We start from the raw sequence: 22,078 nt of genomic DNA, 5'->3' as shown, positions 1-22,078 counted from the left end.
GAGCCAGAAGGCCCTCACCCAGTTCAAGCACCCAGCACGCGTGTCACCAACGTCCCGGGACAACACACCTAGGCCGCGTCCGCGAAGCCCCGCCCGGCCCGTTGCCGGGCCCGGCGGGCGCCCGCGTCGGGTGCCTTGCGCGTCAGGCGCCGTCCGCCTTGGTGGCGGCGCCCACGCGGTCCGGCTCGGCCTGGTCGTACAGGCGCGGCTCCTTCAGCAGCGGAAGGCTGTCGCGCAGCGCGGCGGGCGTCCTGCCGCGGCCGCCGTCGGGCACCACGGACTCGCGGCGCATCTCCTCGATGCCGTTGCGCAGCGCCGTGCGCAGCCGCTTGCCGAACGGCTGCTCGACGCAGCGGTGCAGGAGCCAGGCGGCGCCCAGCATCACGACCATGAGGGCGCCGACGAGCAGCGGCGCCGGGACGCGGTCGCGCAGCCCGTAGATGATCGTCATCCCGATGTACTGGTGCAGCAGGTACAGGGGGTACGTCAGGGCACCCGCCGTGGCCAGCCAGCGCCACTGCACCCAGTTGAGGGCGCCGTTGGCGATCAGGGCCATCAGCACGAAGGCCACGACGACGATCAGGGTGGCGGGCCAGCTGGGCACCACGCCGTCGGCGTTGTCCGCGACCCGCTTGGGGACGCCGTGCAGGGCGAGCAGCAGCGACATGCCCACGATGCCCCACAGCAGTGCCGTGGGTTTGAACCGGTGCATCAGATAGAAGGCGATGCCGGCGACGAAGTAGGGCGAGAACAGCGGCATCGCCCAGATGTCGAGCAGCTTGATGTGGGCGGAGGGCGCGATGACCGCCGCCGCTGTCCACAGGCCGCAGAAGAGCACGCACTTGCGGTACGTCACCCCGGTCGCCACGACGATCGCGAAGAGCACGTAGAACTTGAGCTCGGCGAACAGCGTCCAGTAGACGCCGTCGACGTCCCACACGCCCATGCCCTGCTGGAGCATGGTGAGGTTGGTGAGGACGACGTCCCAGTTCTTGACGCTGCGGACCTGTGGCCACAGGGCCACGACGCCGGCGGTCAGCAGGACCGCGACCCAGTAGGCGGGGTAGATCCGGCAGGCGCGGGAGACCACGAAGTCGCCCAGCCTCCGGCCCCAGGTGCTCATGCAGATGACGAAGCCGCTGATGAGGAAGAAGACCTCCACACCGGTCCACCCGTAGCGGGTGACGGTCTCCAGGTGGGGGAAGACTTCACGGGCGGGCCGGCCCCAGCCGCCGCGCAGGGCGGTGTAGTGGAAGGCCACGACCATCAGCGCGGCGAGAAGGCGGAGCCCGTCCAGGACGTACAGTCTGGGAGCGGGGACCGACTGCTGTCGGACGGCTGTCCGGCCGCCATCGAGTTGACCTCGTCTGGCGAAACGCATGTCGTCCTCTCCCGTTGACTGATCGGCTCATCCTACGCGGGGCCGCCGCGGTGGCATGCTGACACAGAATGCTTCCGCGCGGGCCGTGACGGTCGTCTCCTTCCGCCTTCCCCTTCCCGCCCGGCTACCCGGTCCGTACCTCTCTTTCGGCCGTCCGGGCCCGTGCCGTCGCCCGTTGGAGTCCGCGGCCGAGCCGGCGGGCGAGCGGGCGCTCGACCAGGCGGTGCACCAGCCAGGCGGTCAGCAGCATCGCCGCCACCAGCGCGGCCACCAGGACGGGGCGCGGCACGTGGCCGTCGGCCTTGTGGATGACGGCCCAGCCGATGCGCTCGTGGATCAGGTAGAGGGGATAGGTCAGGGCCCCGGCCGTGGACAGCCACCGCCGGTCCACCCGGCGCGTCCAGCCCAGGGCGATGGCCGCCAGGAGGAGGAAGAACAGGGTCAGCAGCAGGGGCGTCGGCCAGTGCGGCACGTGGTGGCCCATGTAGCGCTCCGCCCGGGTCTGCGCGCGCACCAGCTCGTGCTGGGCGAGGACGAGGCAGCCGCCGGTGATCAGCCACAGCACCGGGTCGGGGCGGAAGCGGTGCATCAGGTAGAAGGCGATGCCGGCGATGAAGTACCAGCACTCGTGCGGCATCAGCACCACCGCGAGCGCCCTGTCGCCGGACGCCTCGGCGAGGAGGGCGGCGAACCCCCAGACCGCGCAGAAGGCCACCGCCCGCCGGTGGGTCAGTCCCTTGCGGACGACCAGCGCGAACAGGAGGTAGAAGCGCATCTCGACCCAGAGGGTCCAGTAGACCCCGTCGACCGGATCCACTCCCAGGGGGTCCTGGAGCATCGTGAGGTTGACGACGACGGTGCGCAGGGCCGGTACGGCGTTCACCGGCGAGGGCCAGAGGGAGACGACGAGCGAGACCGCGAGCACGGCGAACCAGTAGGCGGGGTAGAGCCGGGTCACGCGCGAGACGGCGAAGTCGCCGACGCTCCTGTCCCAGGAGCTCATGCAGATGACGAAGCCGCTGATCAGGAAGAACAGCTGGACGCCGAGCCAGCCGTAGGAGGCGGGCACGTGCGCCAGCGGGAAGAGCTCGGCCGTGGGCCGCCGCCAGGCGCCGCTGTCGAAGGCGAGGTAGTGGTACGCGACCACCATCAGGGCCGCGCACAGCCGGAGCCCGTCCAGCGCAGCCAGCCTGCCGCTCCGTCCGGCACCCCCGGCCCGGGGCGGCGCCGGTGCCCGTGCCGGATCCGGGCGCTGCCCGGGGGGTTCCTGCTGTACCGGCAGAGTGGAGTGCAACGCCCCTCCTGGGTCCGCGGCGTCTCTCGGTGCCGGGGAAGCTATCAGAAGGGATCGTATTTTTGGCGCATAAAGCAGATAACGGGCAAAGCGCGCCGCGGGGGCGTGGCCGGAACGCGCGCAAGGAGGACCGTCGATCGTCTTGCGCTGCGGCGGAAGCCCGGCCTTTGCCCTGGGCACCCTCCCGGGCCCACTACCCTGGTGCCGTGACCATTCGCCTGTACGACACCAGCGCCCGGCAGATCCGCGACTTCTCCCCGATCGTTCCGGGCTGCGTCTCGATCTACCTGTGTGGCGCGACCGTGCAGGCCGCCCCGCACATCGGCCACATCCGCTCCGGCCTCAACTTCGACATCATGCGCCGCTGGTTCACCTACCGCGGCTATGACGTGACGTTCGTCCGCAACGTCACCGACATCGATGACAAGATCATTGCGAAGGCCGCGGAGCAGGGCCGCCCCTGGTGGTCGATCGGCTACGAGAACGAGTGCGCCTTCAACGCGGCCTACGACGCCCTCGGCTGCCTGCGGCCGACCGTCGAGCCGCGGGCGACCGGGCACGTGCCCGAGATGATCGAGATGATGCGCGGCCTGATCGAGCGGGGCCACGCCTATGCCGCGGACGGCAACGTCTACTTCGACGTGCGGTCCTTCCCGGGCTACCTGAGCCTGTCGAACCAGGAGCTGGACAACCTCCTGCAGCCCTCCGGCGAGGGCGAGACCGGCAAGCGCGACCCGCGGGACTTCGCCATGTGGAAGGCCGCGAAGCAGGGCGAGCCCTCCTGGGAGACCCCCTGGGGCCGCGGCCGCCCGGGCTGGCACCTGGAGTGCTCGGCGATGGCCCACAAGTACTTGGGCGAGTCCTTCGACATCCACGGCGGCGGCATCGACCTGATCTTCCCGCACCACGAGAACGAGATCGCGCAGGCGAAGGCGTTCGGCGACGACTTCGCCGCGTACTGGGCCCACAACGCGTGGGTGACGATCAGCGGCGAGAAGATGGCGAAGTCGCTCGGCAACTCCGTGCTGGTCTCGGAGATGCTCAAGCAGTGGCGTCCCATCGTCCTGCGCTACTACCTGGGCACCCCGCACTACCGGTCGATGATCGAGTACAGCCCGGAGGCCCTGCGGGAGGCGGAGTCCGCGTTCGCGCGGATCGAGGGCTTCATGCAGCGGGTGGTCGAGAAGGCCGGCCCGGTGGAGCCCGCCTCCGAGGTGCCGCCGGCGTTCGCCGAGGCGATGGACGACGACCTGGGCGTCCCGCAGGCGCTGGCGATCGTGCACACCACGGTGCGCCAGGGGAACTCCGCGCTGACGGCCGACGACAAGGAGAGCGCCGTCGCCCGGCTGGCGGAGGTGCGGGCGATGCTCGGCGTGCTGGGTCTGGACCCGCTGGACGAGCAGTGGGCGGGTGCCGCCGACAGCCGTGGCGATGATCTGCACGGCGTAGTGGATTCGCTGGTCAGGCTGGTGCTGGAGCAGCGTGAGGCGGCCCGCGGCCGCAAGGACTACGCCACCGCCGACGCCATCCGCGACCAGCTGCAGCACTCCGGTCTCGCCATCGAGGACACCCCGTCCGGCCCCCGCTGGTCCCTGTCCTGAGGGACACTTTTCGTACGTACGTTTACTGAGCCGCACCCCATGCGGTTCTGAGCAGTAAGAGATAGGTGACCCCATGGCCGGCAACAGCCAGCGCAGGAACCGCCGCACGTCCAACAAGAAGGGCGCGACGGTCGGCAGCGGCGGCCAGCGGCGCCGGGGCCTGGAGGGCAAGGGCCCGACCCCGCCCGCGAGCATGCGCAAGGGACACAAGAAGAACCGTGTCGCCGCAGCCCAGGCCAAGCACGCGGCCCGCCGCCCGGCCCCGCGCCGGGGCGGCCCCAAGGGCGCCAACGAGCTCGTCGTCGGCCGCAACTCGGTCGTCGAGGCGCTGCGCGAGGGCGTGCCCGCGAACACGCTCTACGTCCAGCAGTTCGTGGACAGCGACGAGCGCGTGCGCGAGGCCATCCAGCTCGCCACGGAGAAGGGCCTCAACCTCATGGAGGCCCCCCGCCCGGAGCTGGACCGGATGACGAACGGCCTCAACCACCAGGGCCTGGTCCTGTCGGTGCCGCCGTACGACTACGCCCACCCCGAGGACCTCACCGCGGTCGCCGCCGACAACGGCGAGGACCCGCTGATCGTCGCCCTCGACGGCATCACCGACCCGCGCAACCTCGGCGCCGTCGTCCGTTCCGTGTCCGCCTTCGGCGGCCACGGCGTGGTCGTCCCCGAGCGCCGTGCGGCCGGCATGACCGCCAGCGCCTGGAAGACCTCGGCCGGCACCGCCGCGCGCACGCCGGTGGCCCGCGCCACCAACATGACGCGGATGCTGGAGGCGTACCAGAAGGAGGGGCTGATGGTCGTCGGCCTCGCCGCGGACGGCGACGTCGAGCTGCACGAGCTGGACGCCCTCGAAGGCCCGGTCGTCATCGTCGTCGGCAGCGAGGGCAAGGGCCTGTCCCGCCTCGTCGGCGAGACCTGCGACTTCCGGGTGCGCATCCCCATGCCGGGCGGCGCCGAGTCGCTCAACGCCGGTGTCGCCGCCGGCGTCGTGCTCTACGAGGCGGCGCGCCGCCGCGCCTGACGCGCGAACCCCTGCCTCCGGCGGCCCGGGACCCACGGTCCCCGGCCGCCGGACGCGTTCTTGATGATCTTGACGGGTCTCGGACACATTCGAACCGGTCAAGGCAGTGTCCTAATCTCCGGTCACTCGGTTAGATGAGTGTGGACACCAGAACACCCCGCACACCTACGGGGGGAAGCTCTTCGGGTTACGACGACCAGCCCGCGCTGAGTACGGTGAAGGTCCCGTCCGACCCCGCGCAGGTCATCGTCAATCACCTGAGCTTCCGGGTGCAGCTCGCCCGGCCCCCACGCGCCGTCCGGCAATTCGCCGGAGGAGTGGACACGGCGCGGATGCCCACCGTCAAGAGCGGCACGGCCAAGCGCCGCGCCCCCGTGGTGTGGAGCGGGCGGACCGGGCCCGGTGACTCGGCCTCCACCCAACTCCTGCAGGCCGTAAGGGACTCCGGCACCGGCTATCCGGCCGCCGGGGACGCCGGCGCCACCCAGGTGCTGCCCCGCATCGGCGTCGACGACGGTCCCCCGACCACCGTCATCGGCCCCCGCGGGCCGGCCGAGGCCGCGGACGGCCCCGGCACCCGGCTCCTCCACGGCGTGCGCCCCACCGGGAGCGCGTACGACGAAGAGGAGTACGACCAGCCCGAGTTCGACGACCACGAGCACGACGAGGACGACGAGTTCGAGCAGGGCCGCGCCGACTCCGTCCGCCACGCCTACTACCCCGGGCGCCGGATGAACCTCGGCGTCGTCCTCCTCCCGCTGCGCATCTTCCTCGGCCTGATCTCCGTCTACGCGGGCATGGGCAAGCTCTGCGACCCCGTCTACTTCGACGGCGGCAAGCGCGGCTCCATGGTCGCCTGGCTCACCCGGCTCCACCCCTGGCCCGTCGCCTCCCCCCTGCGCGACTTCGCCCTCAGCCACCCCGTCGGGGCCGGCCTCACCGTCGCCTTCCTCCAGGTCGTCGTCGGCGTCCTCACCATCTTCGGCCTCTGGCAGCGGCTCGCCGCCGCCGTCGGCGCCCTGCTCTCCGTCGTCCTCCTCGTCACCGTCAGCTGGCAGCACGCCCCCGCCTACGACGCGCCGGACATCATCTACCTCGCCGCGTGGAGCCCCCTGGTCATCGCCGGGGCGCCCTTCTACTCCGTCGACGGCCGGCTGGCCGGCGAGGCGTGGCGGCGGCTCGGCCCCCGTGCCGCCCTGTGGGACCTGCGTCGGCGCGTGCTGCGCCGCGGCACGGTCATGGCGACGGTCCTCATCGGCATCTCCCTGCTGGCCGGCTCCATGCTCGGCGGCGCCGTCCGCTCCTCCCGGGTCGCCGAGGCTCCCGGCACGCCGCCCCCGCCCTCCAACAGCCTGCAGGGCTCGCCGCTCCCGCAGCGGCCCTCCTCGTCCGCCCCGCGCGGCTCGCACGGCCCGGCGACGGCGGGCAGCCCGAAGCCCAGCGCCTCCAACCGGACGGCGCCCACCCCGGCGGCCACGCCGACCGCGCCCGGAGCGGCCCGTACGCCCGCCGGTACGGCCGGCACCGCCGGACAGCCGGGCGGCAGCACGGGCAGCGTCCGGCCGGCCCCGCAGACCCCGCGCCAGGCCCCGGCCCCGGCCGCGCCGCCGCGCAGCTCCTCGGGCTCCACGACGGGCAGCTCCACCGGCGGCGGCACGGGCGGTGGCTCGGGCGGCTCGTCCGGCGGCTCGGGCGGTGGCGGCTCCCGCGGCGGAGGCGCCCTGGGCGGCCTCCTGGGCTGAGCCCGGCCCGCCCACCACGACAGCGGCCCCGCACCTCCTCCGGGAGGTGCGGGGCCGCTCCGCTGCGCCTGCCCGCCGCCCTAGCGGGCGAGCTCCTTCGCGGCCTCGGTCAGGTCCTTCGCCGTGTCGATGGCCCGCCAGTAGGCCCCCTGCGGCAGCGGGAAGCCCGCCAGACGGCGCTCGCGCGCCAGGCGCGGGAAGGTGGTCCGCTCGTGGTCGCCGCGCTCGGGCAGCAGATCCGTGAAGCCGGCGGAGAAGACGTACACACCGGCGTTGATCAGATAGGGGGAGGGCGGCGACTCGATGAAGTCCAGGACGTGCCCGAACTCGTCGGTCTCCACCGCGCCCCACGGGATGCGCGGACGGGCCAGCGCCAGGGTGGCCACCGCGTCCCGCTCGTGGTGGAAGGCGGCCATCTCGCGCAGCGAGAAACGGGTCCAGATGTCGCCGTTCGTGGCGTACCAGGGCTCGTCGGGGCGGGGCAGGGAGGCCGCCGCGTACTTCAGTCCGCCGCCGCGCCCGAGCGGCTCCTTCTCGACCACGGTGGTCACCCGGAGCGGCAGATCGGCCGACACGAGCCAGTCCTGCAGCACTTCGGCCAAATGGCCGCACGAGACCACGGCGTCCGTGACCCCTTCGGCCGCCAGCCAGGCGAGCTGATGGCCGATGATCGGGACCCCCGTGCCGGGAATCTCGACCATCGGCTTGGGACGGTCATCGGTGTACGGGCGAAGCCGTGAACCCTGGCCTCCGGCCAGGATCACGGCTTGCGCGGGGTACGGGTAGGGCTGCGTGCCGGTCATGCTCCGCACCATATGCGGTGCCGCGGGCGGAGACGCCGCCGGTGGGTCTGCCCTGTCCCGTACGGCCTGCCCGTGGGGCCCGGAGCGCCCGTGGGGGCTCCGGCGGGGCTCGGCGGCCCCTGGAGGCGGGGCTCAGTGCCCCTGGACGACGCCGGAGGCGAAGGCGGTGTCGCAGACGGGGCGGGCGTAGGACTGCGCCTTCTTGGTCGACTGGTACTTGGCGACCGCCGCACGCCCCAGTGCGCGGGCGATGTCCGCGCAGTGCTGGGCCAGCGACGGGCGGCCGTTGGTCGCCTCCTGCAGGTGCGTGAGGGCGACGCCGGGGTTCTTCTCCTGGAGCTCGGTCAGCAGCCGGTCGCGCAGCACCTCGTGGGGCGCGCGCGCCTTGGCGACCGTGGAGGCGTTGTCGGAGGAGGCGGTGAGCACCTGCGACTCGGCGTTCGGTGCCGCCCACGGGACGCGCGTTACCGCGAGAGTCCCCGAGAGCACAAGAACGACCGGAAGGACGAGAGCGAGGGTTCTGCCGATGCGGCGGGCGGCCTGGTTCATGCCGGAGATGGTAGCGAGGGGTAATGACGCGGCGACATTTAGTCACCCGGTCGAGTGACGCGGCTGTGCACAGGTGCGGTTATGGCGTTGACGTGTGGCGTTCGAAATGAGGCATGTGTCGGGGATTTTGCCGACAAGGGCGGCGCCCCTTGTCCGTCGCATACGGACAAGGGACGCCGCCCGGTGTTCGGCGTCGTTCCGCCGGCTCAGTCGCTCAGGCGCTCGCCGGAGGACGTGGAGAAGACGTGAAGCTCGCCCGGGCGGGGCACGACGTGCAGTACGGACCCCTTCTCCGGCACGCGCCGGCCGTTGACGCGCACCACGAGGTCCTGCCGGCCGTCGCCGACCTCGGCGGTCCCGTAGACGTAGCCGTCGGCGCCGAGCTCCTCGACCACGTTCACCGTGACGGCGAGGCCGGCCGGGGCGTCCTTGCTGAGGGAGCCGGTGGAAGCGCCGCCCTGCTCGACCACGTCGAAGTGCTCGGGGCGCACGCCCACCGTGACCGTGCGGTCGCCCTTGTCGGCGGCCGCGGTCAGGGCCTCGCGGGAGACGGGGACGACGCTGTTGCCGAACTTCACGCCGCCGTCGATGATCGGCACCTCGACCAGGTTCATCGCCGGCGAGCCGATGAAGCCCGCCACGAAGAGGTTGGCCGGGCGGTCGTACATGTTGCGCGGCGAGTCGACCTGCTGCAGCAGCCCGTCCTTGAGCACCGCCACGCGGTCGCCCATGGTCATGGCCTCGACCTGGTCGTGGGTGACGTACACGGTGGTGATCCCCAGGCGGCGCTGCAGCCCGGCGATCTGGGTGCGGGTCTGGACGCGCAGCTTCGCGTCGAGGTTGGACAGCGGCTCGTCCATGAGGAAGACCTGCGGCTCCCGGACGATGGCGCGGCCCATGGCCACGCGCTGGCGCTGGCCGCCGGAGAGCGCCTTGGGCTTGCGGCCCAGGTACTCGGTGAGGTCCAGGATGCGGGCCGCGTCCTCGACCTTCTGCCGGATCTCGGCCTTCGGCACGCCCGCGATCTTCAGGGCGAAGCCCATGTTGTCGGCCACGGTCATGTGCGGGTAGAGCGCGTAGTTCTGGAAGACCATCGCGATGTCGCGGTCCTTGGGCGGCAGGTGCGTGACGTCGCGGTCGCCGATGCGGATCGAGCCGCCGTTGACGTCCTCCAGCCCTGCGAGCATGCGCAGCGAGGTGGACTTTCCGCAGCCGGACGGGCCGACGAGGACGAGGAATTCCCCGTCCTCGATGGCGATGTCGAGCTGGTCGACGGCGGGCTTCTTGGCGCCCGGGTAGATGCGGGTCGCCTTGTCGAACGTGACTGTGGCCATGGTGATGCGTCCCTTCACCGGCAGGAACGTGCCGGACGATCCGAGTAGAGGGAGTGGTCCAGTCCAATTGGACCGGGTTGCCGGTGACGCTACCGGCGCGGGGAGCGGATGTCAGCAGGTGGCGGGTTACGAAATTGATGAGCGGTGCACGGTGCGAGTCCGGTTAGACTGCCTCACGCACGCCGACTTAGCTCAGCTGGTAGAGCACCGCTCTTGTAAAGCGAAGGTCGTCGGTTCGAATCCGACAGTCGGCTCCACGACAGAACCGCAGGCCCCCGGAGGGGACCTGCGGTTCTTCGTTGTGCGGGGTCGGTCAGCGGCGGACCTGCTCGCCGTGCGTCCACTGCGACGCGGTGTCGGCGACCGGCGCGGCCGGGACCTCCCGGGGGGCGTCCTGGTGGCCGGGCCACCATGCCTTGTGGCCCAGCAGGGAGGTGACCGTGGGCACCAGCAGCATGGCCATCACGAAGGCCGTCAGCAGGATGCCGAAGGCCACGGCGAAGCCCATCTGCTGGAGCATGGAGTTCTCGGCCAGCATCAGGACGCCGAAGGTGCCGGCGAGAATGATCGCCGCGGCCGAGATGGTCGGGGTCGACTGGGCGACCGCCGTGCGGACGGCCTCCCGGGCCGGTACGCCGCGGCGCACCTCTTCGCGCAGGCGGGCGACCATGAGGATGTTGTAGTCGGTGCCGATGGCCACCACGAAGAGGTAGACGATGACCGGCAGCATGAACAGCAGGCCGTTCTCGCCCTTGTAGTCCTGGAAGAGCCAGACCGTGGAGCCGAGGGTGGCGCAGAAGCCGAGGGCGACGGCGGCCATCAGGTACAGGGGCGCGACGAGGCTGCGGAGCAGCAGGCCCAGGATGACCATGATGGCGAGGCCGGCGACGGGGAAGACGAGGCGGTAGTCGTGGCCGACGGCGTCCTCGATGTCGGCCAGGACGGCGGAGGTGCCGCCGACGAGGGCCTCCGTGCCGCCGGGGGCCGCCGCGTGGGCCTTGTCGCGCAGCGGGCCGCCGGCGAGCTCGATGGCCTTCTCCGCCGAGGGGGTGTACTTGAGGACGACGCTGTACTGGGCGACCGCGCCGTCGGGGCTGACGACGGCGGGTGCCGCCGAGCCGACGCCCTCGATGCCGGCGAGCTTGGCGCGGAAGGGCTCCAGGGCGCCCTTGTCGAGGGGGGAGCCGTCCTTGGACTTGAGGTAGACCATGGCCGGGCCGGACTGGCCGGCGGAGAAGCCGCGCTGCAGGTCCGTCATGGCCTGGACGGATTCCAGCTTCTGCGGCATCTGGCTGCTGGTGTCGAACTCGGCCTTGAAGCTGAGGGTGCCGACGGCCAGGACGGCCAGGACCGCGGTGGAGAGCACCGCGATGACGGCGGGACGGCGGGCGACGAGGTTGCCGATGCTGTTCGCGAAACGGTTCTTCGGCTGCTTCCGCCATGCCTTGGACGGCCAGAAGGCGGCGCGGCCGAGGAGGGAGAAGACGGCGGGCACGAGCGTGAGCGCGGCGACGAGGGTGACGCCCACCGAGATGGCCAGGGACGGGCCCATCGCGCGCATCATGCCCATGGTGGAGAGCAGCAGGGCGAGGAAGGCGACGATGACGGCGCCGGCCGCGGAGGCGATGGTCTCGCCGACCTTGGCGACCGCGTCGACGAGGGCCTCCTTGGGCTCCTGCCCGGCGCGCAGGTGCTCGCGGTAGCGGAAGAGCAGGAAGAGGATGTAGTCGGTGCCGACGCCGAAGAGGACGACGATGAGGATCGCGGTGATGGAGCTGTCGGCCTTGAGGCCGCCGAGCTCGGCGGCGGTGCCGATGAGGCCGGTGGCGACCATGGAGACCACGGCGATGATGACGACCGGCAGGATGGCGATCAGCGGGCTGCGGAAGATGACCAGCAGCAGCACGATGATCAGGACGAACGTCGCCATCATGATCATGGCGTCGGTGTCACCGGAGGACTCCCGGGCGTCCAGGCTCTGCGCGGCCTGACCGGTGAAGCCGGCCTTCAGCTGGGTGCCCTTGAGGAGCTCCTTGGTGTCCTCGCGCAGCTGCTTGACCGAGTCCGGAAGCTTTTCGTCGTTGACGTTCTTGGTGTCCGCGATGACGTTCGCCAGGGCGATCTGCCCGTTGGGGGAGACCGACTGGGGGTTCGTCACCACCTTGGCGATCTTCTCGCGGTGCTTGCCGTCGAGACCCTCGGCCACCTTGGCGACGTCACGCCGGTCGGCTTCGGTGAGCTTCCCGCCGTCCGTTCGCTGGAAGACGGCTATCGCCGCCGGTTGTTCGGTTTTCGGGAATGCCTTTTCCTGGAGTTTCCCCACCTGTACGGATTCGTAGTGCGAGGGCAGGAACTCGGTTTCGTCCGTGGTGGATTTGAGGCCGGGTGCCAGCATCGCGAGCGCCACGGCTGCGATGATCCAGCCCGCGATCGTGAGCCAGGGCCGGTGGACGGCGAACCGCCCGACTCGTCGGAACATGGTGCTCCTCTTATTCAATGCTTCAGTCGTTGTTCGTACGGGCGTGCAGACGGGCATGAACACGCTAGGCAGCGGTGTTCCGCGCGCACAATGATTTCCGGGATGAATCAGGGTGACCCCGGGGGAAATCGGTCTTGGGGTATAGGGCTTCTCAACCCTGGGGAGGAGGGCCTCTCACCCGTGGGGTAGAGACCGCTCTGCCGACCACCTTCGTGGGGATTACTCTGCCCCCATGAGCGATGTCGACTTCTATGCCGCGCGCATGGACCGTGCCGCGCGCGCCGCCCTGCAGGAGGGTCTGTCCGGCCTGATCGTGACGCCGGGCCCCGACCTCGTATGGCTGTGCGGATACGTGCCGGTGGTCACCGAACGCCTGACGGCGCTGCTGCTCGTTCCCGGCCGCCGACCCCACCTCGTCGTACCCCAGTTGGAACGTCCCGATGCGGAATCCTCACCGGGGGCCGGTGCCTTGACGGTCACCGGCTGGACCGACGGCGAGGACCCGTACGCCGCCGTCGCCAAGCTCCTCGACGGCCAGGGCCGTTACGGCATCTCCGACAACGCCTGGGCGCTCCACCTGCTCGCCCTGCAGCGCTCGTGCCCGGGAACGGCCTACGGGGCGCTCACGGAGGTGCTGCCGATGCTGCGGGCGGTGAAGGACGCCTACGAGGTGGAGCGGCTGGCGGCGGCCGGGGCCGCGGCGGACGCCGCGTACGAGGAGATCGTCGACCTGCGCTTCGAGGGCCGCCGGGAGCGCGAGGTGGCCGCCGACCTGGCCCGCCTGCTGCGGGAGAACGGGCACAGCCAGGTGGACTTCACGATCGTGGGCTCCGGCCCCAACGGCGCCAACCCGCACCACGAGGCCGCGGACCGCATCATCGAGGACGGCGACATGGTCGTCCTCGACTTCGGCGGCCTGAAGGGCGGTTACGGCTCCGACACGACCCGCACGGTGCACGTGGGGGAGCCGACGGCGGAGGAACGCACGGTGCACGAACTGGTGCGCGAGGCGCAGCAGGCGGCCTTCGAGGCCGTCCGTCCGGGCGTCGCCTGCCAGGAGATCGACCGCGTGGCCCGGCAGGTCATCCGCCGGGCGGGCTACGACGAGTACTTCATCCACCGCACGGGTCACGGCATCGGGGTCACGACGCATGAGCCGCCTTACCTGGTGGAGGGGGAACACCTGCCCCTGGTCCCGGGCATGTGCTTCTCGATCGAGCCGGGGATCTACCTGCCGGGCCGCTTCGGCGTCCGCATCGAGGACATCGTGGTCTGCACGGAGACCGGCGGCCGGCGGCTGAACAACACCGACCGGGAGATGAGGATCGTGGCCTGAAGGCCGCGGCGGGCGCGCGGCGGCAGCCGGGACACCGGAAGGAAGGGCGACGGCTGCCGGGACGCGCGGTGCACGGCCCGGCCCGGCGGGCGGGCTACAGGGGCCGGTACATGACGTGCAGCCCCGTGTACGAGCCGTCGGGCAGGCGGAAGCCCTCCGGAACGGTGCCGACGACCTCGAAGCCCAGGGACTTCCACAGGCGCACGGCCCGCGTGTTGGCCTCGACGACCGCGTTGAACTGGATGCCGCGGTAGCCCTCCGCGCGCGCCCACTCGATCACGTGCTCGCCCAGGGCCCGGCCGATGCCGCGCCCCGCGTGCCCGGGCGCGACCATGAAGCTGGCACTGGCGATGTGCGCGCCGCCGCCGGCCTGATTGGGATTCATCTTGGCGCTGCCGAGGACCGTTCCGTCCTCGTCGACCGCCACCACCGTACGGCCGGGGGCCGTGAGCATCCACCACGACCGGCCCTGCTCGGACGTCAGGTCGCGGGGATAGGTGTAGGTGTCGCCCGCTGCCGTGATGGCGTGGAAGAAGGGCCAGACGGCGGGCCAGTCGGCAGGTTGGGCGACGCGGATGTGCATGCGGCAAGCATGCACGCCCGTCACCCCACGGGCCACTGGTTTTTCACTGCCCCTCACACGGCCCGCATGCGGTGCGGGTCGTAGGAGGAGGCGTGATCGCCGGACTCGGGTGCCGCCGCCGCGTGTTGGGGGGCCCGCGCGGTGATCAGCGTCCAGGCGACGAGGCCGGCGAGCAGCATGATGCCCGCGCCCCAGGTGATGGCGATGCCGAACCCGTGGACGATGCCCTCCTTGACCACGTGGTCCCGGACGGCCGGATCGCGGCCTGCGCCGGTGGCCGCCGCGGCTTTCAGGTGCGCCGCGACGAACGTGGCGCCGGTGGAGGTGGCGATGGTGTTGAGCAGCGCCGTGCCGACGGAACCGCCCACCTGCTGCGCCGTGTTGACGGTGGCGGAGGTGACGCCCGAGTCGCCGACGGCCACGCCGGAGGTGGCGACGTCCATGACGGGCATGAAGATCAGGCCCATGCCGAACCCGAGGAGGATCTCGGCGGGCAGCACGTGCGAGGGGTAGGCGGGTTCGACGGTCAGGAAGCGCAGCATGAACAGGCCGCCGGCGGCCAGGATCGTGCCGGGCACCATCAGCAGGCGCGGCGGCAGGTGGTTCATCAGGCGTGCGGAGACCTGGGTGGAGGCGAAGACGATCGCGGCCGTCATCGGCAGGAACGCCAGCCCGGTCTTCAGCGGGGAGTAGCCCAGCACGACCTGCAGGTAGTAGGTCATGAACAGGAACATGCCGAACATCCCGACGACCGCCAGCGCCATCGTCAGGAACGCGCCGCCCCGGTTGCGGTTGCGGACGATGTGCAGGGGCAGCAGGGGGCTGGGCGCCCGTGTCTGCCACCACGCGAACACGGCCAGCAGTGCCGCGCCGCCGCACAGCAGCCCGAGCACGAGCGCGTCGTTCCAGCCGCGCGGCTGGGCCTCGCTGCAGCCGTAGACGACGGCCACGAGCCCGCCGCAGCCCAGGGCCACGCCCGGCAGGTCGAGCCGGGGCCGCTCGGCGCGGGCGGGGCGGTGGTCGTGCAGCAGCCAGACGGCGCCGGTCAGCGCGACGAGGGCGATGGGCACGTTCACGTACAGGCACCAGCGCCAGTTCAGGTACTCGGTCAGCAGGCCGCCCATGATGAGCCCGATGGCCGCGCCGCCGCCGGCGATGGCGCCGTAGATGCCGAAGGCTTTGCTGCGTTCCTTGAGGTCGGTGAACGTCGTCGTCAGCAGCGACAGCGCGGAGGGCGCGAGGACGGCGCCGAAGGCGCCCTGCAGGGCGCGGGCGGAGAACAGCAGGCCCGAGGTGTGCGCGGCGCCGCCCAGCGCGGAGGCGCCCGCGAAACCGACGAGTCCGATGACGAAGGTCCGCTTGCGCCCGACGAGGTCGGCGATCCTGCCCCCGAGCAGCAGGAGCCCGCCGAAGGCGAGGGTGTAGGCGGTGATGACCCATTGCCGGGTGGAGTCGGACATGTGCAGCTCGTGCTGCGCGGAGGGGAGCGCGATGTTCACGATGGTCGCGTCGAGGACCACCATGAGCTGGGCCAGGGCGATCACCACCAGCCCCCACCAGCGGCGGGGGTCGGGTGCGGTGCCGGCCTTCGGGACCGGGGGCGGGCTCTCGAAGCTCATGGAGTACCTGCTCTCGCGGCCGGCGGCGTGGGGCGCGGCCGATGGCGTGCAGAAGCTCGCAGTCCAGCGTAGGCCCGTCGGGTGACATCGGCTTGTCGGGACGTGACGGACCCGGCGGGTCAGGGGATCAGCACGACCTTGCCCACGGTGCCCCGCGTCTCCAGCGCCCGGTGGGCCTCGGCGGCCTCGGCCAGCGGGAAGCGCTGCACGGCCGGTACCACCGCGCCTGCGGCCGCCCGGGCGAGCGACTCCTCCTCCAGCCGCCGCAGGCCCACCTGGCCCCCGCCGAACCGCTCCAGCATGGCCGGGCCCAGCACGCCCCGGGAGGTGATGCCGCGCTCCGCCAGCCACCCCGGGGGGAGCTCCAGCGGGCCGCCGCCGGTGATCCCCTGTGCGGACCAGCCGAAGACGAGGTGCAGCCCGCCGCGCCCGAGCAGGGACACCGCGGAACGCGCGGCCGTGCCGCCGACGCCGTCGAAGACGACGGTGGCGTCCTTCCCCCACAGGGCGGTGCGGGCCTTCTCGACCCAGTCGCTCTTGTTGTAGTCGAGGGCGATGTCGGCGCCGAGCGCGCTGACGTGCCGGACCTTGTCGGGGCCGCCGGCCAGTCCGATGACCGTGGCGCCCGCGTTCCGGGCGTACTGCACGAGCAGCGAGCCGACGCCGCCGGCCGCGGCGGTGACGATCACGACGTCGTCCGGGGTGAGGTCGGTGAAACCGAGGATGCCGAGCGCGGTGCGGCCCGTGCCGATCATGGCGATGGCCTGGTCGTCGTGCAGCCCCTCGGGTATCTCGTGCAGCCGGTCCGCGTCGGTGACGGCCAGCTCGGCGTAGCCGCCGCCGGGCACGGCGGCGCCCAGATGGGCGACGACGCGGCGGCCCAGCCAGCGGGGGTCGGTGCCCTCGCCGAGTGCGTCGACGGTGCCGGCGACCTCGCGGCCGGGGACGGCCGGCAACGGGGGGAGCGCGTACGGGCCGTTGGGGTCGCCGGAGCGCAGGGTGGTGTCGACGAGGTGGACGCCGGCGGCCGCGACGGCGATCCGGACCTGCCCGGGGCCGGGGACGGGCGCGTCGGTCCGCTCGTAGGTGAGGTTGTCGGCGGGGCCGAAGGCGTGCAGCCGGACGGCGTGCATGGGCACTCCAAGGAGATCGTCGCGGAGGAACGATCCGAAGTCTTCAACCTCGACCAAGGTTGAGGTCAAGGCGTTGTCAGTGCCCTGTGCCACGGTGGGATCCCTACGGAGGGAGACGGGCATGAGCGGTGTGACGGGCCGGGGTGGCCGGGGCGGTGGTGCGCGGGTCCGCGGGGCTGCGGCGCCCCTGGCCCGCCTGCCGGAGGTGCGGCTGCCGGAGCTGCAGCCGTACGACGGGGGCGGGCTGGAGCCGGGGGGAGATAGCGACGGCCTCGCGTTCACGGAGGCCGACCTGACGGACGAGGACGGGCGCGGGGCGTCCTTCCTGGACTGCCGGTTCGACCGCTGTGTGCTGGACGGCACGCAGCTGGGCCGGGCCCGGTTCACGGACTGCGTCCTCGACGGGGTCCGCGGCGTGGGCACCGACCTCGCGGAGGCGTCCCTGCGGGACGTGGAGGTGCGCGACGCGCGTTTCGGGGGGCTGCAGGTGCACGGGGCGTCCCTGGAGCGGGTGCTCATCGGGGGCGGCAAGATCGACTACCTGAACGCACGGAAGGCGGTGCTCAAGGACGTCACGTTCGAGGGGTGCGTGCTCGTCGAGGCAGACTTCGCCGGTGCACGGCTGGAGCGGGTCGTCTTCCGCGACTGCGTGCTGCGCAGGGTCGACTTCAGCGGGGTGCAGATGAAGGACGTGGATCTGCGCGAGGTCGCGGAGCTGGACATCGCCGGGGGGATCGAGCGGCTCTCCGGTGCGGTCATCAGCCCGCCCCAACTGCTGGACCTCGCCCCGGCGTTCGCGGCGGCGATAGGGATCAGAGTGGAGGCGGCGGCGCAGGCCGGCTGACGGGGGACGCCCCGGCCGGGGTCCGTCGGGCCGGCCGGTCCGACGGGGCGCCGGGGCCGTGGGGCCGCAGGGGGGGGCCGTCGGGGTCGCCGGGTCCGCGGGTCCGGCGGGGGGCCGTCGGGGTCGCCGGGTCCGCGGGTCCGGCGGGGGCCGTTCAGATGCGGGGGAAGCGGCTCTGCAGGTTCCAGACGACCGGGTTGTCGGCGAGGCCCTCGTGCATGTCGGACAGGTCGGCGATCAGGTCGTGCAGGAAGTCGCGGGCCTCGCGGCGCAGCGCCCGGTGGTTGAAGGTCAGCGGGGGCTCGTCGGGCGCCCAGTCGGCGGTGACGTCCACCCAGCCGAAGCGGCGTTCGAAGACCATGCAGTCGGTGGACTCCGTGAAGTCCAGCTCGGCGAACTGCGTGTTCGCCGAGCGGTTCCCCCGGGGGTCCTGATCGATGGTCTCGATGACGTCGCACAGGGCCCAGGCGAAGTCGAGGACCGGCACCCATCCCCAGGCTGTGGACAGCTCCCGGTCCGTCTTCACGTCGGCGAGGTAGACGTCGCCGCAGAAGAGGTCGTGCCGCAGCGCGTGGACGTCCGCGGTGCGGTAGTCCGTCTGGGGCGGGTCCGGGAAGCGGCGGGAGAGGGAGTAGCCGAGGTCGATCACGCTACCGATGGTACGTACGAAAGCCGTGCCCCCGCTGCCACGGGGGCGGCGGGGGCACGGCTGCGCTGCACGCGAAGGGGGTGTTACTTCACGTTGATCGCGGTCCAGGCCGCGGCGACCGCCTTGTACTCGGTGCCGGTGGAGCCGTAGAGGTCCGCGGTGGCCTTGAGGGTGGCCGTACGGGCTGCCTTGTAGTTGGTGGTGGAGGTGAAGTACGTGGTCAGGGCCTTGTACCAGATCTTGGTGGCCTTGTCCCGGCCGATGCCGGCGACCTTGCTGTTGTTGTAGGTGGGGCTGTTGTAGCTCACCCCGCCGATGACCTTGCTGCCGCTGCCCTCGGAGAGCAGGTAGTAGAAGTGGTTGGCGGGGCCGGACGAGTAGTGGACGTCCACGCTGCCGAGGGAGGAGGACCAGTAGTCGCGCGAGCCGCCGTCCTTGCTCGGCTTGTCCATGTAGCGCAGCGGGGTGCCGTCGCCGTTGATGTCGATCTTCTCGCCGATGAGGTAGTCGCCCGGGTCGGTCGAGTTGTTGGCGTAGAACTCGGCGGCGGTGCCGAAGATGTCGGACGTGGCCTCGTTCAGGCCGCCGGACTCGCCGCTGTAGCGGAGGTTGGCGGTGGCGGAGGTGACGCCGTGGGTCATCTCGTGGGCGGCCACGTCGAGCGACGTCAGCGGGTTGGCGTTGTTCTCGCCGTCACCGTAGGTCATGCAGAAGCACTCGTCGTCCCAGAAGGCGTTGACGTAGCCGTTGCCGTAGTGGACGCGGCTGTACGCGCCGACGCCGTCGCCCTTGATGCCGCTGCGGCCGAGCACGTTCTTGTAGAAGTCCCAGGTGACGGCCGCGCCGTAGTGCGCGTCGACGCCGGCCTTCTGGCGGCCCGCGCCCCAGACGTCGCTGGAGTTGGTGAAGAGCGCACCGGTGCCGTCGGTGCCCTGGTTCAGGTCGTACGTCTTGTGACCGCCGCGGGCGCCGTCGGTGAGGGTGTAGCCCGAGCCGGACTGCGTGGTGGTCAGCGGGACGGAGCCGCTGTAGGTGCTGGTGCCCGTGCCGGTGTGGACGGTCTCGTTCTGGAAGAGCTTCTTGCCGGTGTTCGCGTCGGTGATCACCTGCAGCTTGCTCGGCGTGCCGTCCTTCTGGACGCCCGTGACGGTCGTCTCGTACGCCAGGACCGGCTTGCCCTCCGCGGCCCAGATCACCTTGCGCGGGGCCTGGCCGGCGTCGGCCTTGGCGGTCTTCTGGTCCGCGGCGGCGCTGAGGGCGCTCTTCTTCGCGGTGGAGGGCGCGACGGACGGGGTGGTGCTGGGCACGGCTATGTCGGCGTCGGTCGCCTTGGTGACGTCGCGGGCGCCGTTCTTCTTCTGGTGCACGACGAGGTCGCCGCCGAGCACCGGCAGGCCGTCGTAGGTGCGCTCGTAGCGCGTGTGCACGGTGCCGTCGGCGTCCTTGACGACGTCGCGGACGATCAGCTTCTCCTTGCCGTCCAGACCGATCTTCGAGGCGGTCGACGAGGCGTCGCCCTGCGCGTCTCTGATCGCGGAGGCCCGCTGCCCTGCGGAGAGCGCGAGCTGCTGCCCGCCGTTGCTCTTCTCGGCCGACGCGTTCGCCGAGCCCGTCTGCACGCCGATGACGACCATCGTGGCGGAGGCGACCAGGGCGGCGGCACGCAGGGAGTTCTTGCGGGTGGTGGAGGTGTTGCTGCTCAACTCAGTCTCCTATGAGGGGGGTTACGGGCAGCCCGGTCAACGGCGGCCCGCTGGTGCAGGAGGTGGTTCACGAGTGGTGCAGTGGTGGTACAGGAGTGAAGTGAGGAGAGCGTGCCATCAAATAAGCGTGTTTGACAGGGGCGCAACAAGGATTTGATCTGTTGGTAAACGAATAGCGGCGCTTCCTGTCCGCTATACGGCAACTTGAGGGATATCGAGCATGTGTTCAACTGCCCGATGTAACAACGTCGGTGAACGGATACGACTACGACAGGGGCGGGTGAGGAGAGGTGTCGGCCATGGGAATGGTCCGAACGTTCGCGGAATGTGAGATTCCGTCAGCGCTGCGCCTGCAGGCGCAGGCAGTGCGCGAGGAGGCGTGGCCCGGCCTGGGAGGTGGCGCGCACGACAGCGCGCTCGACCCGCGCACGATGCTGTTCGTCACGCCGGACGGCGAGGTGACGGCGGCGCTGGACATCCTGAGCAAGGACCTCGTCCACGACGGCCGTACCTACCGCGCGTCCGGCCTGAGCGCGGTCGCCACCGCCGAGGAGCACCGCGGCAAGGGGCACGGGCGACGGCTCGTGGCCGCCGCCCGCGAGGCGATTGCGCACAGCGGGGCGGACCTCGGCCTCTTCACCTGCGACAGCGGGCTGCGCCGCTTCTACGGGAGCGCGGGCTGGACGGTGCTGGAGGGCGCCGTCGTGATCGGCGGCACGCCGGAGGAGCCCTTCCCGAGCGACGGACCGGGGTTCGACAAGGTGACCATGGCCGGTTTCTTCACGGAACGGGCGCGTCGGCACGCGGACACGTTCCGGTGCAGCCGGATCGGGCTGTACCCAGGGGAGATCGACCGCCTGTGGTGAGCGGGGCCCTGCAGGCAAGCGGTCGCGGGCCGGAGCGGCCCCTCGCGCCGCGCGATTAGGCTGATGATCATGAACATATCCATGTCACGCAGGGGACTGCTCCTCGCAACGGCCGCGGTTCCGCTGGCGGCCGCACTTCCGGGCACCGCGCAGGCGGCGTCGGCACCCGGCACCCGGCAGCGGCTGCGCGCCCTGGAATCCCGCTTCTCGACCCGCATCGGCGTGGCGGCCCACGACACCGGCACGGGACGGTTCCTCGGCTACCGCGCCGGGGAGCGCTTCGCGCTCTGCTCGACCTTCAAGGCCGTGGCCGCCGCCGGCATCCTGCGCCAGGCGCGCGAGAAGGACCCCGGGCTCCTCGACCGGGTGGTGCGCTACTCCGCGGACTACGTCGCGCTCAGCAGCGGCGGCGCGGACAAGGTGGCGGACTTCTCGCCGGAGACCGCGCAGCACATCGGCACGGGCATGACCGTCGACGCCCTGTGCTCGGCGGCCGTCAGCCAGAGCGACAACACCGCCGGCAACCTCCTGCTGGAACAGCTCGGCGGCACGCGGGCGTTCAACGCCTTCGTCCGGACGCTCGGTGACCACTGCACCCGGCTCGACCGGACCGAGCCCGAGCTCAACTCGAACATCGCCGGCGACCCCCGGGACACCACCACTCCCGAGGCGATGGCCCGTACGCTGCACGCCCTGACGCTGGGGACGGCGCTCGCCGCGCCCGACCGGGACCGGCTCAACCGGTGGCTCATGGCGAGCACCACCGGTGTGAAGCGCATTCGCGCCGGGCTGCCGCAGACGTGGCGCGTCGGCGACAAGACCGGCTGGAGCGAGAACGGGGTGATCAACGACATCGCCGTCGTCCGGCCGACGAAGGGCGCCCCTCTGATCATCTCCATCTTCACGACGCGCACCGACGGCACGCCGGGCGACAACCTCGTCGTCAAGGAGACCGCGGAGATCGTCGTCGAGGCCCTCGGCCGCCTGGCCTGACGGTCGTAGGCAGGCCCGGCCCGACGGCCGCGGACGGCCGGCCCGGGCCCGGAGGGCGCCGGGCGGGCCGGCCTAGTAGTGCTTTGTTAGGTGGCCCTTGTCGTGGTGGGTGGGCGGTAGTTCGCTGGCTGTATGAGGGCTGGGG

18 protein-coding genes and 1 tRNA gene are annotated in these 22,078 nt (G+C 71.5%); 8 read left to right on the top strand and 11 right to left on the bottom strand.

All coding sequences use genetic code 11. From position 1 onward, the window contains the following. Window positions 1-142: 142 nt before the first annotated feature. Both IE182_RS30745 and IE182_RS30740 read right to left on the bottom strand, forming a co-directional pair. Window positions 143-1,381 carry an acyltransferase family protein gene (locus IE182_RS30745; RefSeq protein WP_190113275.1) on the bottom strand — a complete coding sequence of 413 codons (1,239 nt, stop codon included), beginning with the start codon at window positions 1,379-1,381 and terminating at the stop codon, window positions 143-145. A 124-nt stretch (window positions 1,382-1,505) separates the two neighbouring features. Beyond that, window positions 1,506-2,675, bottom strand: a complete 1,170-nt coding sequence (locus IE182_RS30740) for an acyltransferase family protein (RefSeq protein WP_190113274.1) — start codon at window positions 2,673-2,675, stop codon at window positions 1,506-1,508. Window positions 2,676-2,881: 206 nt separating this feature from the next. Between IE182_RS30740 and cysS the strand changes: the two genes are divergently transcribed. The 3 genes from cysS (at window position 2,882) to IE182_RS30725 (ending at window position 7,042) form a co-directional block, all read left to right on the top strand. Then, a complete protein-coding gene (cysS, locus tag IE182_RS30735) occupies window positions 2,882-4,276 on the top strand; it encodes a cysteine--tRNA ligase (RefSeq protein ID WP_190113273.1) in 1,395 nt (464 codons plus the stop codon). Between the two features lie 73 nt (window positions 4,277-4,349). Then, a complete protein-coding gene (rlmB, locus tag IE182_RS30730) occupies window positions 4,350-5,300 on the top strand; it encodes a 23S rRNA (guanosine(2251)-2'-O)-methyltransferase RlmB (RefSeq protein WP_190113272.1) in 951 nt (316 codons plus the stop codon). 134 nt (window positions 5,301-5,434) lie between these two features. Further along, a complete protein-coding gene (locus IE182_RS30725) occupies window positions 5,435-7,042 on the top strand; it encodes a DoxX family protein (RefSeq protein WP_229845272.1) in 1,608 nt (535 codons plus the stop codon). A gap of 80 nt (window positions 7,043-7,122) precedes the next feature. Here IE182_RS30725 and IE182_RS30720 read toward each other — a convergent pair whose 3' ends face one another. From IE182_RS30720 to IE182_RS30710, 3 genes are all read right to left on the bottom strand, one after another. Next, a complete protein-coding gene (locus IE182_RS30720; RefSeq protein WP_190113271.1) occupies window positions 7,123-7,845 on the bottom strand; it encodes a nucleotidyltransferase family protein in 723 nt (240 codons plus the stop codon). A 132-nt stretch (window positions 7,846-7,977) separates the two neighbouring features. After that, window positions 7,978-8,394, bottom strand: coding sequence for a hypothetical protein (locus IE182_RS30715; protein WP_190113270.1), 417 nt, complete (start codon window positions 8,392-8,394; stop codon window positions 7,978-7,980). 206 nt (window positions 8,395-8,600) lie between these two features. Continuing rightward, window positions 8,601-9,728, bottom strand: coding sequence for an ABC transporter ATP-binding protein (locus IE182_RS30710; RefSeq protein WP_190113269.1), 1,128 nt, complete (start codon window positions 9,726-9,728; stop codon window positions 8,601-8,603). 181 nt (window positions 9,729-9,909) lie between these two features. Between IE182_RS30710 and IE182_RS30705 the strand changes: the two genes are divergently transcribed. Then, window positions 9,910-9,985, top strand: a tRNA-Thr gene (locus IE182_RS30705). Between the two features lie 56 nt (window positions 9,986-10,041). Here IE182_RS30705 and IE182_RS30700 read toward each other — a convergent pair. After that, window positions 10,042-12,207: an MMPL family transporter gene (locus IE182_RS30700; RefSeq protein ID WP_190113268.1), complete on the bottom strand. Its 2,166-nt coding sequence runs from the start codon at window positions 12,205-12,207 to the stop codon at window positions 10,042-10,044. Between the two features lie 232 nt (window positions 12,208-12,439). On the opposite strand from IE182_RS30700, the gene IE182_RS30695 reads away from it, so the two are divergent. Continuing rightward, a complete protein-coding gene (locus IE182_RS30695) occupies window positions 12,440-13,543 on the top strand; it encodes an aminopeptidase P family protein (RefSeq protein ID WP_190113267.1) in 1,104 nt (367 codons plus the stop codon). Window positions 13,544-13,637: 94 nt separating this feature from the next. Here the strand turns inward: IE182_RS30695 and IE182_RS30690 are convergent, their stop codons facing one another. The 3 genes from IE182_RS30690 to IE182_RS30680 all read right to left on the bottom strand — a co-directional run bounded on the left by IE182_RS30690 (window position 13,638) and on the right by IE182_RS30680 (window position 16,878). Further along, window positions 13,638-14,126: a GNAT family N-acetyltransferase gene (locus IE182_RS30690; RefSeq protein ID WP_190113266.1), complete on the bottom strand. Its 489-nt coding sequence runs from the start codon at window positions 14,124-14,126 to the stop codon at window positions 13,638-13,640. 53 nt (window positions 14,127-14,179) lie between these two features. Then, window positions 14,180-15,745 (bottom strand): MFS transporter, encoded by a 1,566-nt coding sequence (locus IE182_RS30685; RefSeq protein ID WP_190113265.1) that lies wholly within the window; start codon window positions 15,743-15,745, stop codon window positions 14,180-14,182. Between the two features lie 119 nt (window positions 15,746-15,864). Continuing rightward, window positions 15,865-16,878 carry a zinc-binding dehydrogenase gene (locus IE182_RS30680; RefSeq protein WP_190113264.1) on the bottom strand — a complete coding sequence of 338 codons (1,014 nt, stop codon included), beginning with the start codon at window positions 16,876-16,878 and terminating at the stop codon, window positions 15,865-15,867. 121 nt (window positions 16,879-16,999) lie between these two features. Between IE182_RS30680 and IE182_RS30675 the strand changes: the two genes are divergently transcribed. Further along, window positions 17,000-17,722, top strand: a complete 723-nt coding sequence (locus tag IE182_RS30675) for a pentapeptide repeat-containing protein (RefSeq protein WP_190113263.1) — start codon at window positions 17,000-17,002, stop codon at window positions 17,720-17,722. 154 nt (window positions 17,723-17,876) lie between these two features. On the opposite strand, the gene IE182_RS30670 is transcribed toward IE182_RS30675, so the two are convergent. Together IE182_RS30670 and IE182_RS30665 are read right to left on the bottom strand one after the other, a co-directional pair. After that, window positions 17,877-18,371, bottom strand: a complete 495-nt coding sequence (locus IE182_RS30670; protein WP_190113262.1) for a hypothetical protein — start codon at window positions 18,369-18,371, stop codon at window positions 17,877-17,879. An 83-nt stretch (window positions 18,372-18,454) separates the two neighbouring features. Beyond that, on the bottom strand, window positions 18,455-20,005 hold the full coding sequence (locus IE182_RS30665; RefSeq protein WP_373303649.1) for a M4 family metallopeptidase: 1,551 nt from the start codon (window positions 20,003-20,005) through the stop codon (window positions 18,455-18,457). Window positions 20,006-20,373: 368 nt separating this feature from the next. On the opposite strand from IE182_RS30665, the gene IE182_RS30660 reads away from it, so the two are divergent. Then, on the top strand, window positions 20,374-20,940 hold the full coding sequence (locus IE182_RS30660) for a GNAT family N-acetyltransferase (RefSeq protein ID WP_229845271.1): 567 nt from the start codon (window positions 20,374-20,376) through the stop codon (window positions 20,938-20,940). Window positions 20,941-21,009: 69 nt separating this feature from the next. After that, window positions 21,010-21,933, top strand: coding sequence for a class A beta-lactamase (gene bla / locus IE182_RS30655; protein WP_190113260.1), 924 nt, complete (start codon window positions 21,010-21,012; stop codon window positions 21,931-21,933). Window positions 21,934-22,078 lie beyond the last annotated feature (145 nt).

Source organism: Streptomyces cinnamoneus (genome assembly GCF_014650495.1).
In the GTDB taxonomy this organism is placed as follows: domain Bacteria; phylum Actinomycetota; class Actinomycetes; order Streptomycetales; family Streptomycetaceae; genus Streptomyces; species Streptomyces cinnamoneus.
This window is presented reverse-complemented; position numbering and strand designations above follow the sequence as displayed.

Excerpts from the sequence above, each read along its gene's own strand:
- IE182_RS30745 (WP_190113275.1), bottom strand. The coding sequence starts at position 1,381 with ATGCGTTTCGCCAGACGAGGTCAACTCGATGGCGGCCGGACAGCCGTC.
- rlmB (WP_190113272.1), top strand. The coding sequence starts at position 4,350 with ATGGCCGGCAACAGCCAGCGCAGGAACCGCCGCACGTCCAACAAGAAG.
- IE182_RS30725 (WP_229845272.1), top strand. The coding sequence starts at position 5,435 with ATGAGTGTGGACACCAGAACACCCCGCACACCTACGGGGGGAAGCTCT.
- IE182_RS30720 (WP_190113271.1), bottom strand. The coding sequence starts at position 7,845 with ATGACCGGCACGCAGCCCTACCCGTACCCCGCGCAAGCCGTGATCCTG.
- IE182_RS30715 (WP_190113270.1), bottom strand. The coding sequence starts at position 8,394 with ATGAACCAGGCCGCCCGCCGCATCGGCAGAACCCTCGCTCTCGTCCTT.
- IE182_RS30710 (WP_190113269.1), bottom strand. The coding sequence starts at position 9,728 with ATGGCCACAGTCACGTTCGACAAGGCGACCCGCATCTACCCGGGCGCC.
- IE182_RS30700 (WP_190113268.1), bottom strand. The coding sequence starts at position 12,207 with ATGTTCCGACGAGTCGGGCGGTTCGCCGTCCACCGGCCCTGGCTCACG.
- IE182_RS30695 (WP_190113267.1), top strand. The coding sequence starts at position 12,440 with ATGAGCGATGTCGACTTCTATGCCGCGCGCATGGACCGTGCCGCGCGC.
- IE182_RS30690 (WP_190113266.1), bottom strand. The coding sequence starts at position 14,126 with ATGCACATCCGCGTCGCCCAACCTGCCGACTGGCCCGCCGTCTGGCCC.
- IE182_RS30685 (WP_190113265.1), bottom strand. The coding sequence starts at position 15,745 with ATGAGCTTCGAGAGCCCGCCCCCGGTCCCGAAGGCCGGCACCGCACCC.
- IE182_RS30680 (WP_190113264.1), bottom strand. The coding sequence starts at position 16,878 with ATGCACGCCGTCCGGCTGCACGCCTTCGGCCCCGCCGACAACCTCACC.
- IE182_RS30675 (WP_190113263.1), top strand. The coding sequence starts at position 17,000 with ATGAGCGGTGTGACGGGCCGGGGTGGCCGGGGCGGTGGTGCGCGGGTC.
- IE182_RS30665 (WP_373303649.1), bottom strand. The coding sequence starts at position 20,005 with ATGGTCGTCATCGGCGTGCAGACGGGCTCGGCGAACGCGTCGGCCGAG.
- IE182_RS30660 (WP_229845271.1), top strand. The coding sequence starts at position 20,374 with ATGGGAATGGTCCGAACGTTCGCGGAATGTGAGATTCCGTCAGCGCTG.
- bla (WP_190113260.1), top strand. The coding sequence starts at position 21,010 with ATGAACATATCCATGTCACGCAGGGGACTGCTCCTCGCAACGGCCGCG.